The 12,687-nt window shown below is 65.6% G+C and carries 11 protein-coding genes; 6 read left to right on the top strand and 5 right to left on the bottom strand.

Annotated features, from left to right (window positions below; translation table 11 throughout):
* Positions 1 to 903 carry a DMT family transporter gene (locus tag QTH91_RS17245; RefSeq protein ID WP_286661326.1) on the bottom strand — a complete coding sequence of 301 codons (903 nt, stop codon included), beginning with the start codon at positions 901 to 903 and terminating at the stop codon, positions 1 to 3.
* Between the two features lie 58 nt (positions 904 to 961).
* On the opposite strand from QTH91_RS17245, the gene QTH91_RS17240 reads away from it, so the two are divergent.
* Complete coding sequence (locus tag QTH91_RS17240; protein ID WP_286661325.1) at positions 962 to 2,260, top strand: flavin-dependent oxidoreductase; 1,299 nt, start codon at positions 962 to 964, stop codon at positions 2,258 to 2,260.
* Here QTH91_RS17240 and QTH91_RS17235 read toward each other — a convergent pair.
* Positions 2,257 to 3,084: a helix-turn-helix transcriptional regulator gene (locus tag QTH91_RS17235; RefSeq protein WP_286661324.1), complete on the bottom strand. Its 828-nt coding sequence runs from the start codon at positions 3,082 to 3,084 to the stop codon at positions 2,257 to 2,259. The genes QTH91_RS17240 and QTH91_RS17235 overlap by 4 nt on opposite strands.
* Positions 3,085 to 3,186: 102 nt before the next feature.
* Between QTH91_RS17235 and QTH91_RS17230 the strand changes: the two genes are divergently transcribed.
* The 5 genes from QTH91_RS17230 (at position 3,187) to QTH91_RS17210 (ending at position 8,374) form a co-directional block, all read left to right on the top strand.
* Positions 3,187 to 3,660 carry a DUF3237 domain-containing protein gene (locus QTH91_RS17230; RefSeq protein WP_286661323.1) on the top strand — a complete coding sequence of 158 codons (474 nt, stop codon included), beginning with the start codon at positions 3,187 to 3,189 and terminating at the stop codon, positions 3,658 to 3,660.
* Positions 3,661 to 3,691: 31 nt separating this feature from the next.
* Positions 3,692 to 4,663: a Bug family tripartite tricarboxylate transporter substrate binding protein gene (locus QTH91_RS17225; protein WP_286661322.1), complete on the top strand. Its 972-nt coding sequence runs from the start codon at positions 3,692 to 3,694 to the stop codon at positions 4,661 to 4,663.
* A 45-nt stretch (positions 4,664 to 4,708) separates the two neighbouring features.
* A complete protein-coding gene (locus QTH91_RS17220) occupies positions 4,709 to 6,370 on the top strand; it encodes a DUF6351 family protein (protein ID WP_286661321.1) in 1,662 nt (553 codons plus the stop codon).
* A 143-nt stretch (positions 6,371 to 6,513) separates the two neighbouring features.
* A complete protein-coding gene (locus tag QTH91_RS17215) occupies positions 6,514 to 6,906 on the top strand; it encodes a hypothetical protein (RefSeq protein WP_286661320.1) in 393 nt (130 codons plus the stop codon).
* Positions 6,907 to 7,003: 97 nt separating this feature from the next.
* Positions 7,004 to 8,374, top strand: coding sequence for a DUF1254 domain-containing protein (locus QTH91_RS17210; RefSeq protein WP_286661319.1), 1,371 nt, complete (start codon positions 7,004 to 7,006; stop codon positions 8,372 to 8,374).
* 40 nt (positions 8,375 to 8,414) lie between these two features.
* Here QTH91_RS17210 and QTH91_RS17205 read toward each other — a convergent pair whose 3' ends face one another.
* The 3 genes from QTH91_RS17205 to QTH91_RS17195 form a co-directional block, all read right to left on the bottom strand.
* Positions 8,415 to 9,461 carry a DUF1254 domain-containing protein gene (locus QTH91_RS17205; protein ID WP_286661318.1) on the bottom strand — a complete coding sequence of 349 codons (1,047 nt, stop codon included), beginning with the start codon at positions 9,459 to 9,461 and terminating at the stop codon, positions 8,415 to 8,417.
* A 50-nt stretch (positions 9,462 to 9,511) separates the two neighbouring features.
* Entirely contained in the window at positions 9,512 to 11,032 is a 1,521-nt protein-coding gene (locus tag QTH91_RS17200; protein WP_286661317.1) for a DUF1254 domain-containing protein, read from the bottom strand.
* 82 nt (positions 11,033 to 11,114) lie between these two features.
* The gene (locus tag QTH91_RS17195) at positions 11,115 to 12,602 is read right to left on the bottom strand and encodes a DUF1254 domain-containing protein (protein ID WP_286661316.1); all 1,488 of its coding nucleotides are present in this window, start codon (positions 12,600 to 12,602) and stop codon (positions 11,115 to 11,117) included.
* Positions 12,603 to 12,687: the final 85 nt, after the last annotated feature.

Below are 12,687 nucleotides of genomic sequence, written 5' to 3'. Positions count from 1 at the left end.
TCAGGCGGCCGTTGTCGCGGCGCTGCCCTGACGCGCGGGCCACAGCACCGACGCGATGGCCAGCACCATCAACACGACCGCGACCCAGTCCTGCCAATGCACCGTTTCGCCCAGCCATAGCGCGCTGCTGAACACGCCGATCACCGGGATCAGCATCACGCTCAGCGTGGAGGCCACGGGCGGCAGGCTGCGCGCGAGCACGAACCAGGCGGCATGGGCAAAGCCGAAGATCAGCACCGCGTTGTAGAGCACGGCACCCCATGTCGCCGGCCCGGGTGCGTGCCACTGCGGCCGCTCCAGCACGATGCACAGCAGCGTCATGACGATGGCGGTGAGCGTCGTCATCCAGAACGACAGCGTGAGCGTCGGCAGCGGAATGGTGGTGCGGCGCAGCAGCTGCGTGCCCAGCGCCCAGGTGCAGGCAGCCACCAGCGCCATCACCACATAGCCCGGATGGCCCGCCAGGTGCGTGAACTCATGCCACAGCAACAGCAAGACGCCCAGCGCCGCGGCGCCCACGCCCAGCCAGCCTCGGCGCGCCATGGGCGACTTGAACAGCAGCGCGCCGAGCAGTGCCGAGAAGATCGGCATGCTGTAGCCCAGGATGGCCGAACGGCCGCTGGGCAAGTGCTTGAGCGCGACGATGATGCAGGCGTGCCAGACGAACATGTTGGTCGCGGCCAGCCACAGCAGCTGGAGCCAGTGCTGGCGCGGCACCCGAAATGGCACCTTCATCCACACCAGGGCCAGACCCAGCACCGGAACGCCCAGCCAGATCGACAGCGCGCGGAAGGTGAGCGGCGGGTAGTCGGTCACCCCCAGTTTCATCACCGGCCAGTTGAGACCCCAGAAAAGCGTGAGTGGAATGAGCAGGGCGAGTTGTTGGCGGGTGAGCGACGGCATGGCGACCGATTGTTGCAGCAGTGGGGAACGTGCGTGCCATCGGGGACAATGCGCGCCCATGACCGACTCAAGCCAAGACCAACGCCCCATCCTGATCGCCGGAGGCGGCATCGGAGGGATGTCGCTTGCCCTCACGCTGCATCAGATCGGCGTGCCCTGCATCGTGTTCGAGGCGGTGCCGCAGCTGCAGCCGCTGGGGGTGGGCATCAACCTGCAGCCCAACGCCGTGCGCGAGTTGTACGACCTGGGCATCGACGAGCGCCTGCTCGACACCATCGGCATCCAGGCGCGCGAATGGGCGCTGGTGGGGCGCAACGGCAACGACGTGTACGCCGAGCCGCGCGGTCTGCTGGCGGGCTACCGGTGGCCCCAGTATTCGGTGCATCGTGGCCAGTTGCAGATGCTGCTGTATCGCACCGCGCTGGAACGGCTGGGGCCGGATGCAGTGCGGCTGGGTCAGCGGGTGAGCGGCTACCGCAACGATGCGGATGGCGTGACCGCCTTCGTCGAGCAGGCCGATGGCCAGCGCCGCGAGGTGCAAGGGCGGCTGCTGGTGGCGGCCGATGGACTGCACTCGGCCATCCGCGCGCAGATGCATCCCGACCAGCCGCCGATCCAATGGGGCGGCGCCATTCTCTGGCGCGGCACGACGCCGGGGGTGCCGATCCGCACCGGAGCGTCGTTCGTAGGGGTAGGGTCGCTGCGCCATCGCGTCGTGCTCTATCCGATCTCGCCGCCCGATGCGGCGACCGGCCTGGCCACCATCAACTGGATTGCCGAGATCACCGTCGACAACTCCAAGGGCTGGACGCAGGGCGACTGGAACCGCCGCGTCAAGCTCGAGGACTTCGCGCATCACTTCGATGGCTGGAACTACAGCTGGCTCGACGTGCCGGCCATGCTGCGAGGTGCCAAGGAAGTGTTCGAATACCCGATGATCGACCGCGACCCGGTGCCGACCTGGGTCGACGGGCGCGTGGCGCTCTTGGGCGACGCCGCGCACGTGATGTATCCGGTGGGCTCCAACGGTGCCAGCCAGGCCATCGTCGATGCACGCGTGCTGGGCGCATCGATCGTCGAGCGTGGCATGACGCCGCAGGCGCTGCAGGCCTATGACGAACGACTGTGCGCGGACATCTCCGCGCTGGTGCTGCGCAACCGCGGCGCAGGCCCCTTCGGCATCCTCGGCCTGGTCGACGACCGCTGTGGCGGCGTGTTCGACAACATCGACGACGTCATCCCGCCCGAAGAGCGCAACGCCTTCATGGCGCGCTACAAGCAGGCGGCAGGCTTTGCCATCGACGCGCTCAACCAGGCGCCGCCGACCATCGCGCCGGGTGCGAAGGCCAAGGCCTAGCGCGCGCCGCCCTGCGGCAGCACCAGCGCGAACAACTCGTTGCGAAAGTGGATGCCCAACCGGGCGAAGGCTCGGTTGCGGTAGGTCTTGACGGTCGGCACCGACAGGCGCAAGTCTTCGGCAATGCCGTCTTGCGTCATGCCCACCAGCAGGCGGGCGCAGACGTCCAGTTCGCGCGCAGTGAGTTCGGGGCTGAGGCTCGCAAGCCGCTCGCGTAGCGATTCGGGCGAGGGCGGGCGCCTCACGGTCTTGGCACGCAGAGACACCTGCTTGCGAGCCAGCGCCAGCAATGCCGGCGCCAACTGCTCGAAAGCGCCGATCTGCGCATCGCTGAGTTCGTGCTGGTGCGCGTGCCGATAGAAGTTGACCGCGAAGAGCGAGTCGTCGTCATCGTGCTGCACGATGGACAGCCGCTCCAGCATGCCGTGCGCTTCATAGACTCGCGCACGATGGTCGTCGGCCACCTCGGCAGCCGTGATGTGACACAAGTGCGTGCGCTGCACCGGCGAATCGTCGAAACGCAGGCTGCGGTCCGCGCGGCAGGGGCCGGACAGATAAGCGTTCCAGCACGAGCGCGTGGTATCGGGAACGCCCAGGCTTGCCGACATGTGCAGTTGCGGCGCACTGGCCGGGCCGAATTGGTAGACCGACCAGGAAGCGGCGGGCAGCACCGGATGCAGTTGCGCAAGGAGCTGGTTCTCGAATGCCTCGTCGCCCAGGTGCCCGACCATCGCGCCCATGGCGGCCATTGCAGCGCCCATTGCGGCCGAGTCTTCGGCCGGCGTCCCGGCCGGGCGCCAGCTGGCGGGGGTCCATTTGCGCATGTCTTGTCTCCGTGATTGCGTGCCTTGTCATCTTCTGGGATGACAGTCTTCGCCCGTGGGTCCACCTACGCTCGGCGGCACTGAAGCTGATTTTGCACCGCCATGGAATTCGAATCGATTGCCCCACCGACATTGAGGTCCTTCTGCGACCTGTCGGTGGAGGTGGCCCGGCCACAGGAAGTGGGCGAGGCCGTGTACGGCATGCGCCGTGTGATCCCCATCATCGGCGGCACCGTGCAAGGCGAAGGCTGGCGTGGCCGTGTGCTGCCCGGTGGCGCCGACTTCCAGCTGATCGTGCATCCTGGCTACGTGGAGCTCGATGCCCGCTACGTCATCGAGGCCGATGGCGGCGATCTGGTGTTCGTGAAGAACCAGGCGGTGCGCAGCGGCCCGCCGGCGCTGATGCAGCAGATCGCGCGCGGCGAGGCGGTCGATCCGTCGCAGATCTACTTTCGCTGCCAGCCTCGCTTCGAGACGGCATCGCAGGCGCTGGCTTGGATCAACGAGCGCCTGTTCGTCGGCGCCGGCGCTCGCTTGCCGGATCGCGTCGCGATGCGCCTGTTCGCGCTCGACTGACTTTTTCTTACCCATGAATCGGAGACATGACATGAATTTGAGCCGACGCCTGGCGTTGTGCCTCGCCGCACTGGCGCCCTTTGCCGTTCACGCCCAGGCCGCGTATCCCGACAAGCCGGTGCGGATCATCGTCGGCTTCCCGGCCGGCACTGGCCCGGACATCGTCGCGCGCCTGCTGGCGCAGAAGCTTTCGGAAGGCTGGGGCAATCTCGGGGTCATCGTCGACAACAAGCCCGGCGCGGCCGGGCTGATCGCGGCTTCGGAGGCCGCCCGTGCCGCGCCCGACGGCTACACACTCATGCTTGGCGAAACCGGCCAGCTCAGCATTGCGCCGAGCAGCTATGCCAAGCTGCCCTACGACCCGGCCAAGGACTTCGTGCCGGTGTCGCAGGTGGTGACTTCGGACTTCATGCTTCTGGTCAATCCGCAGAAGGTGCCGGCGCGCAACGTGAAGGAATTCGTCGCCTGGTCCGCGAAGCAGAACGGGTTGTTCATGGCCACCTTCGGCGCAGGCACGCCCGGCCACTTCGGCGCCTTCATGTTCGGCGATGCGGTCAAGCTCAAGCCCGAGGCCGTGCACTACAAGTCGACCGGCGACGCCTTGAGCGGCATCTTCGGCGGCGACGTGCAGGGCGTCTTTGCCAGCGCGGGGCTGTCGGCGCCCAACGTCAAGTCGGGCAAGCTGGTGGCGCTCGCGAGCACCGGCGCGCAGCGCACGCCCATCCTCCCCGACGTGCCCACCTTCAAGGAACAGGGTTTCTCTGGCCTGGAATTCAACTCCTGGTTCGGCATCGTCGCGCCGGCCAAGACGCCGCCCGAGATCGTGGCGAAGCTCAATGCCGACATCGTTCGGGCGATGCAGTCGCCCGATGGCCGCAAGAAGATGGAAGACGCGGGGTTCCAGGTGACGGGAACGAGCCAGCAGGAATTCGCGCGGATCATCGCGGCCGACACCGCCACTTGGAGCAAGGCCGTGAAGGCCACCGGCTTCAGGGCCGACTAGAACATCACGGGCGCCGATCGAAGACACATCAACCGGAGACAAACCATGCGGACTTTCACATCCAATGCATTGACGGTGCCGATCCTGGCCGTGCTGGCCGGGTGCGGCGGCGGTGGCGGCAACGTGGTGGCGTTGACGAATCTGGACGCGCAGGCCTCGGAGGCGCGCTGCGCCGATATCGCGACCAAGTCCGGACTGCAGTCCACGACACTCAAGACGCGCTACGTGGCGGCGGGCACGCGCCGGCCGGGCACGCAGACATCGGGCGACTTCCTGCCCGGCCATTGCGTCGTGACGGGCAGCGTCGACCCGCGTACCGGCGTCGATGGCAAGCCCTACGCGATCGGCTTCGAACTGAGCCTGCCGGATCACTGGAACGGGCGCTTCCTGTACCTGGGCGGCGGCGGCAACGACGGCACCTTGCGAGACACCTCGCTCAGCTCCAGCATCTCGATCGGCACACCCTCGCCGCTGGGCCAAGGGTATGCCGTGGTCTCGACGGACGCAGGGCATCAGGGCACCAGCGCAAGCTTCGGCGCCGACCCGCAGGCGCGCATCGATCATGCCTACAACGCGCACGACAAGACCGCGCAGACGGCCAAGAGCCTGATCGCATGGCGCTATGGCAGAAAGCCCAACTACTCGTACTTCTCGGGCTGCTCGGGCGGCGGACGCCAGGGCATGATGTTCTCGCAGCGCTTTCCCGATTACTTCGATGGCATCACCGCAGGTGCTCCCGCGATGCGCGTGTCCAGCGGCGCCACGGTGGCTGCCATGTGGAACAACCGCAAGTTCACCGACATCGCCCCGGCCGGTGCCGATGGCAAGCCCGTGCTGTCGCAAGCCTTCTCGAACGGCGACCTGAACCTGGTCTCCAACGCCGTGCTCGCTGCCTGCGACGCGGGCGACGGCGCCACCGACGGCATGGTGCAGAACACGCGTGCCTGCAAGTTCGATCCGGCCGTGTTGCAGTGTGCGGGCCCCAAGACCGACCAGTGCCTGAGCGCACCGCAGGTGGGCGCGCTCAAGTCCGTGTTCGGCGGCCCGGTCAATTCCGCAGGGCAGGCCTTGTACGTGACCCAGCCGTGGGACGCCGGCATCCGCGATGCGGGCTGGCGTGCCTGGACGCTGGGCACGTCCACGACCGGCACACCCAACTCCCGCTACAACGTGCTGATGGTCGATGCGCTGGTCAACGAGTTCTTTACTCCGCCCGATCCGACCTTCAACCCGCTGGCGTTCAACTTCGACACCGACCCGGCGCGGATGCAGGCCTTCTCGGCCATCTACGACACCTACCGCGACGACCGGCTTTCGGCATTCAAGGGCCGGGGCGGCAAGCTGCTGTTCATCCATGGCATGTCCGACCCCATCTTCTCGGCCGATGAAGTGGTCGAGTACTACGAGCGGCTTGCAGCCAACAACGGCGGCATCGACGCCACGCGTTCGTTCGCGCGAACCTTCCTCGTGCCCGGCATGACGCATTGCTCTGGCGGGCCCGCCACAGACAACTTCGATTCGCTGCAGGCCATGGTGGATTGGGTGGAGAGGGGCGTGGCGCCGGACGTGATCGCGGCAAAGGCCAGCGCCAGCAACGCTTACTTCCCGAATCGCACACGGCCGCTGTGCCCCTATCCGACCTTCGCTCGCTACAAGGGATCGGGCAGCATCGAAGACGCGGCCAACTTCAGTTGCGTGGCCGGCTGAGACGCTGGCAGACGCGCGGGAATGGCGGGCGGCGATGCGTGGCGTCCTACCGGGGCTGACGGCGGGGGATGACGGCGCGGGCATGGCGGCTGCCCACAATGACACTCCATTGCGGCACCCCCTTGCCGCGTAGAGGAGAGACCATGCCCATCCCGCTTCCGCTTCTTCTTGCCGTCGCCTTCATCCTGGCGGCGATCATCGGATCTGACGGCGCATTCGCGCAGACCAGCGCTGCGCCAGGCACGGCTGCACGCGTGCAGCAGGAGCGCGCCACGTGCGACGGTGTCCAGCAAGACAAGGCCGCCTGCCTGCGCGAAGCCGGTGCGGCCAAGGAAGAAGCCAGCCGCGGCGGGCTGACGAATCCTGCTGATGCGAAGGTCGACGCCAATGCGCTGGCCCGCTGCCAGATGCAACCGGCCGCCGATCGCGCCGACTGCGAAGCACGCGTGCGTGGGAGCGGCGCGAGTTCCAGCAGCGGCAGCGTAATGGGAGGAGGCGTGATCCGCGAAACGGTGACGCCGGTACCCGCCAAGTAATTTGGAGCAACGCGGTGCGCATCCGGCACCGCTCATTCAGCGGGGGACCCTTCGGTATGCTCGGTGCTCCATTCTTTCTGCACGGGTTGGCAGCACCATGAATCGATCTCCCCTGAAGCTTTTTGGCTGGGTGCTTGCCCTGCCGCTGGTCGCCTCGGCCGCACTGGCGCACGCTGCACCCACGCCAGCCGAGACGCGGGCCATCGCGAAGGAGGCGTACATCTATTCCTTCTCGATGCTCGAGAACTACAACACGATGTACAAGCAGGTGGGCACGCCGGGCGGCAAGGAATACGTGGGCGGCTTCGGGCAGTTCCGCCACTACGCCGAGGCTTACACGCCGGACAACCACGACGTCGTCACCCCCAACAACGACACGCCCTATTCATGGGCGTGGCTCGACCTTCGCGCCGAACCCTGGGTCGTCAGCGTGCCCGCCGTCGCGGACAAACGCTACTACGTTCAGCAGTGGGTGGACCTGTTCACCTACAACTTTGCATACATCGGCTCGCGCGCCACCGGCAACGGCGCGGGCACTTACATGATCGCCGGCCCCAAGTGGAAGGGCAAGACGCCGCCCGGCATCAAGAAGGTGTTCCGCTCGGAAACGGACATCGTCATGACGCTCACGCGCACTGCGCTCAATGGCCCCGAGGACATCGAGGCGGTCAAGGCGGTGCAACAGGGCATGAAGCTGCAGCCGCTCAGCAGCTACGTGCACAAGGCGCCACCTCCAGCGGCGCCGGCCATCACGTTCCCGCCCTACGATCCGGCCAAGGCGCGCTCGCACGACTTCATCGGCTACTTCAACTTTCTGCTGCAGTTCACCCAGCCGCCGCATCCGAGTGAAGTGGCACTGATGAAGCGCTTTGCCTCGATCGGCATCGCTCCGGGCAAGCCTTTCGACGCGGCGAGCCTGCCGCCCGAGACGCTGGCAGCGATCGACCTGGGCGTCAAGGACGCGCAGGAAGCGCTCGCAGAAAAGGCCAAGGTCACGCTGTCGTCCAACGGCCTGTTCGGCAGCCGCGCCGACATGAAGAACGACTACCTCACGCGCGCCATTGCGGCGCAGAAGGGGCTGTACGGCAACTCGCTGGTCGAGGCCTGGTACGGCGGCTACGTGGGCGACGGCACGCAGCTGCAGACGATCCACTTCGCAAAAGGGCAGTTGCCCCCCGCCAGGTTCTTCTGGTCGATCACGCTCTACACGCTGACCGACCGCTTCTTGTATGCGAATGACCTCAAGCGCTACTCGATCGGCGATCGCACCAAGGGCTTGAAGCGCGATGCAGATGGTGGCCTGACGCTGTACGTCGGCCACAAGTCGCCCGGTCCGGACAAGGAATCCAACTGGCTTCCTGCACCCGATGGCAAATACAGCGCCGTCGCGCGCATCTACGGGCCGAGCAAAGCTGCGATGGATGGCACCTGGAAGCTTCCGCCTTTGACGCCGGTGGCGTCGAAGTGAGCATGCCAGGTGGCCGCGTGACTGCACGCGGCCCCGGGCGTCAGTTCACCGGCTGTGGCTGCGGGAAGCTCCAGGCGCCGCTCAGGACCTCGGCGCGTGGACGATACAGGCGGACGGTGTAGTTCCATCCCTCGACGATCGGCAGGCAGTTCGCCGCGCCGCTGTCGCAGCCGCCGAACTGCATCACGATCGAGCCGTCGTCGCTCTTCTTGGCCGTGAGGTTGTTCAGGGTGTACGCGTTTGCCGCGTTCTTCTCGAAGTAGCCCTGCGCGTTGTAGACGCTGACCGACCAGAAGCCGTCGACCGGGACGTCCTTGGCCGTGAGGCGGTACACCGTCTTGCCGTCATTCTTCGGCGGAGTCACGTTGAGGTAGGTCGCATCCTTGTCAGGGTTGCCGCCCCAGGCCGCGGCGGCGCCCACGAGCCGGCGAACCGGGTCCACCTCGGCCGGCGTGCCAAAGGCCTTCTTGAAATCCGGGATGGTGGTCGACAGCACGATCAGCGCGTCGCGCACCTTCTTCTGGCTCACCGGGTCCCAGTTGGGCAACTCGAGCTTGCCGACATCGCTCTGGGTGACCTTGATCGCGTCCTGCAGGGCATGGACCTGCTTGATGTCCTCCTGACTGGAGGGGTCCACCAGCGTTCGGATCGCCGCCACGACATACCGCGTGCCGACGTTCTCCTTCGTCAACGTGTAGGTGCCCGCGCCGTAGTACACCTTGGGAACGTAGTGATCCTCGTTGATCACCTGCAGAGCCATGTAGCGCTTGCCCGGATCGGGCATGGTGATGGTCACCGGGCCGGCGTCTAGGTCAAAGACGCCCGAGGTGTAGAAGGTGTCGCGATTCAGGCGGATCACCGTCTGGTGCTCGATCGAGGCCGGCTCGCGACGATGGAGCAGTTTGCCCAGCCCGCCTTGCTGGGCCAATGCGCCAACGTACCTGTCGGATTCCGCGCGCACGAAATTGTCGACCGTGACGGGCAAGGCGCCGGCGGTCGGCTGAGGGGAGGGGGGCTGGGCATGGGTGGTGCCGGCGATGGCGAGAGCGGCGCTCATCAGGCAGGCGCGAGTGTGTATGTTGCTCATGACATCCTTAGCTTAAAGCAGGCGTGGCCGACTGGCCACGCATGAAGATCCTAGCGCGCGGCCGGCTGCCCGCGTTCGGCAGTGGACAAGCGTTGCAGGTCGCCAGGTTTCCACGCCTTGTCGAAGAACGCCTTCTCCGGTCCGTAGAGCCGAAGAAGGACGAAGTAGCCTTTGCCCGGCAGCGTCTTCAACCAGTTCTTTCCGTTGCCCGGGGAACTCGGACCGAAGTAGATGTCGGTCGAGCCGTCGGCGTTCTGGACGGGCTTGTCCATCGTGTTGATGGAAGGAAAGGGCTGGCCGTTGTCGACACCGGCTGCGGTGATGGAGTCGTAGATGGTCACCGACCAGAAGAGCTTGGCGGGGATGTCCTTGGGAAGATTGAGCTTGTAGCGGCGTGAGCCGTTGAGGAACTCGCCTTTCGAGTCGACATAGGTCGCCGGGTATTTGGCGCCGACGTTCTCCATGTTGACCGCCATGCCCGGACTGGCCGAATACGCGAAGGTGAAGAACCCCGTTCTCGGATCGATGTAGTTGAAAGTGTCTGCCGTGAATGTGGCGTTGCCCGGGAAGACATTGAGCCACTTGCGGTCGGGGTACCAGACGCCATTGGGCACGATGGGAGACGGCGAGTAAGCGACCGCATGACCGATGTTGGTGGCGGTGCGCGCGGCCTGGTCCAGGATCTTGGCCGTGCGCGCATCGGGCTCGAATGGCTTGCCCTTGATGATGCCCAGGCTCGCGAGCATGCCGCGCATCTCCATGTCAGCAGGGTCGACGTATTCGTTCTCGATGAAGCGCGAGAGCATTTTGAAGGCCGAGCCGTCGCGCGGATACAGCATGTTGACCGGCACGTTGGAGGCATTCGGAAACTCCATCGGCTTGGCCTGCGCCTCCTTGCCCAGCGGATAGATCCTGGTCTGTTCCATGACCTCGACCGGCTCAGCCAGCTGCTTGGGGTCGGAGAAGAAGCCCCGCCAGAACACGAACACGCCGTAAGTGCGCGAGCGCATCGTGATGTAGCCGGCCGGGACTTCGCCCTTGAAGTCCGGCGGCAGCACCAGGTACTTGCCTCCCTTGCCCTGGTCCGGTCCAGGCAGCCCGACGTCGCCGCACCACCGGCGGCCCTCGATCTCGCCTTCGCTGCAGATGGGCCGCTGGAAGAAGTCATCCAAGATGCCCTGCATGCCCGGCGGCACCTCGATGACCATGGGGCCGTCCTGCTTGAGGTCGAGGTAGCCCATCGCATAGATGACGTCCGAATTCGGCGTGGTCACCAAGGTCTTGGCATTGAGTCGGTCCTTCCAGATGGGCAGGACGTTGTAGCCCTTGCCGAATTGCTTTTCAGAGCCCTCCTTCATGGCGTACATGTTCAGCGCCGGCTGGGCCCAGATGTAGCTCTGAACCGCACGCTGAAATAGCAGTTCGTCCTTCAGGCGATTGACGTCGTTCTGCGTGGGATAGCCCTGCTTGAACGGGACGTTGGCAAGTTCGTCGAATCTCGAAGATGCGGCGGTCGCGCCCATGGCGACGAGCGCCGTGGCCATGGCCACGGCAATGCGGCTTGCACTCATGCGAATAGCTCCTTGTGAATGGAATTTGCGCAGGCCGCCCGGAAACGGGCAGGGGCGGGCGCTGCTTCGGGGGCGCGCGCGGTCACGGCGCCTTGTTCACGGGCGGTGGCGTCCAGGCTCCCGACAGGATCTGCTCCTGCGGCCAGTAGGTGCGGATGTACAGCGAAAACTCCTCGGCCTTCGGCGCAGGCAGCCAGTTGCTCTCCTTGTCGGCGCCGGGTGAGTCGGACTGCACGTACAGCGTCATCGAGCCGTCGGCGTTGGGCTGAAGGTTCTTGTTCTTCGTGCCCAGGGAGTAGCGCTTGAGCGCGTTGTCGGCAAAGAAGTGGTGCTGGTTGTACAGCGTGAGCGACCAGAAGCCCCGGACCGGCGGCAGCGCCCCCTTCGGAAACGTCACGGTGTACTTGTTCGCCCCGTTGAGACGAATGCCGTCGGCATCCAGGTCCTGATAGAAGTACTGGGTCTCGTTGACCTTGTTGATGAAGATGTTGGACTTCGCCGCGGCGGTGCGCGTGAAGTAGTCGCTGCCGAAATTGGCGCCGTTCTTCACCGTGCTCCAGTTGGCCGGCAACTGCAGGCCGTAGTTCCGGAACTGGAACAACGGATCGACGATCTGCTTGTCCGCATCGGCCGCTGCCTTGACCAGGACCTCCTTGGCCTTCGGGTCTGCTGCGGCGACTGCCACCAGGGTGTTGGCCCGCGCATAGATCGCTTCCTCGCCGGGCAGGGGCTTGGCGTCCTTGAGCACGGCGCCCAGCGTGTCCCAGAACTTCTCGGGGACGACCCACTTGGTTTCTGCGTCGCCGCTGCTCGCCTGGGCCGGGAATTTCGGCGACTTGGTCCAGTCGACAAGCTGCATCTTGCCGGTGAACTCCGAGAGCGGGTAGGCGTTGATGCCGGTCAGCGGCGCCTGAACCGCCTTCTTGTCCTGCGGCGTGTCGTCCTGGAAGACGCGGGGAATGACGGCCCCCGTATTGCTTCGGGCCCTGAAGACCTTGGTGATGCCCTTCGGCACGGTTCCCTTCCAATCCGGGCCGACCAGCAGGTAGAAGCCGGGCTTGGTGCCGTACATCTTGCCCATGTCGGCAAAGCTGTCGGTGCGCAGGTCGACCACCTGGTAGACCCAGAAACGGTTGCCGAAGTCCGGAACCTGGATGACGACGGGGCTTTGGTCCAGCGCCAGAGACATGAAGCCGTAGACCACATCCTGGTTCGGACAGGCCACCAGGCGCTCGTCCGGCGTGATGTAGTCACTCAGCATGGACAGGCGATTGGACGGGCCCACGGGCACCGTGCCGCCCATCAGCCCTGCGTGCGGCAAGTCCTTGAAGGTGAGCCTGCGGTTGTACAGGTTCGTCATGGGCCACGCCCAGAAGTAGATGTCCTTGGCCGCCATCTCCAGATAGCTGTCCGGCATCTTGGAAAGAGACGATGCGCTCGGCGATGTCGGCGCGGCCGTGGTGGCCGCATAGGCCGCAGAGGCGACTGCGAGCGCTGAAGCGGCAAGCGCTGAAGCGGCGACCGTTTGGGCGGCCACATGGCAGGGAGAAAAGACTCGGCGAACGCTCACTGGCAACTCCTCTTGCCGCACTGGCAAAGACCTCAGCCTAGCGCACATTCTCGATGCGCCCAACTTCATCTCGTGACAGTCTTGC

The organism is Variovorax dokdonensis, assembly GCF_030316895.1.
In the GTDB taxonomy this organism is placed as follows: Bacteria; Pseudomonadota; Gammaproteobacteria; order Burkholderiales; family Burkholderiaceae_C; genus Variovorax; species Variovorax dokdonensis.
The sequence above is the reverse complement of the archived record's forward strand: the minus strand, read 5'-3'. Positions and strand labels throughout refer to the sequence as shown.

What these genes read in the sequence shown, in the direction of transcription:
- QTH91_RS17245 (WP_286661326.1), bottom strand. Translation starts at nt 903, where the DNA reads ATGCCGTCGCTCACCCGCCAACAACTCGCCCTGCTCATTCCACTCACG.
- QTH91_RS17240 (WP_286661325.1), top strand. Translation starts at nt 962, where the DNA reads ATGACCGACTCAAGCCAAGACCAACGCCCCATCCTGATCGCCGGAGGC.
- QTH91_RS17235 (WP_286661324.1), bottom strand. Translation starts at nt 3,084, where the DNA reads ATGCGCAAATGGACCCCCGCCAGCTGGCGCCCGGCCGGGACGCCGGCC.
- QTH91_RS17230 (WP_286661323.1), top strand. Translation starts at nt 3,187, where the DNA reads ATGGAATTCGAATCGATTGCCCCACCGACATTGAGGTCCTTCTGCGAC.
- QTH91_RS17225 (WP_286661322.1), top strand. Translation starts at nt 3,692, where the DNA reads ATGAATTTGAGCCGACGCCTGGCGTTGTGCCTCGCCGCACTGGCGCCC.
- QTH91_RS17220 (WP_286661321.1), top strand. Translation starts at nt 4,709, where the DNA reads ATGCGGACTTTCACATCCAATGCATTGACGGTGCCGATCCTGGCCGTG.
- QTH91_RS17215 (WP_286661320.1), top strand. Translation starts at nt 6,514, where the DNA reads ATGCCCATCCCGCTTCCGCTTCTTCTTGCCGTCGCCTTCATCCTGGCG.
- QTH91_RS17210 (WP_286661319.1), top strand. Translation starts at nt 7,004, where the DNA reads ATGAATCGATCTCCCCTGAAGCTTTTTGGCTGGGTGCTTGCCCTGCCG.
- QTH91_RS17205 (WP_286661318.1), bottom strand. Translation starts at nt 9,461, where the DNA reads ATGAGCAACATACACACTCGCGCCTGCCTGATGAGCGCCGCTCTCGCC.
- QTH91_RS17200 (WP_286661317.1), bottom strand. Translation starts at nt 11,032, where the DNA reads ATGAGTGCAAGCCGCATTGCCGTGGCCATGGCCACGGCGCTCGTCGCC.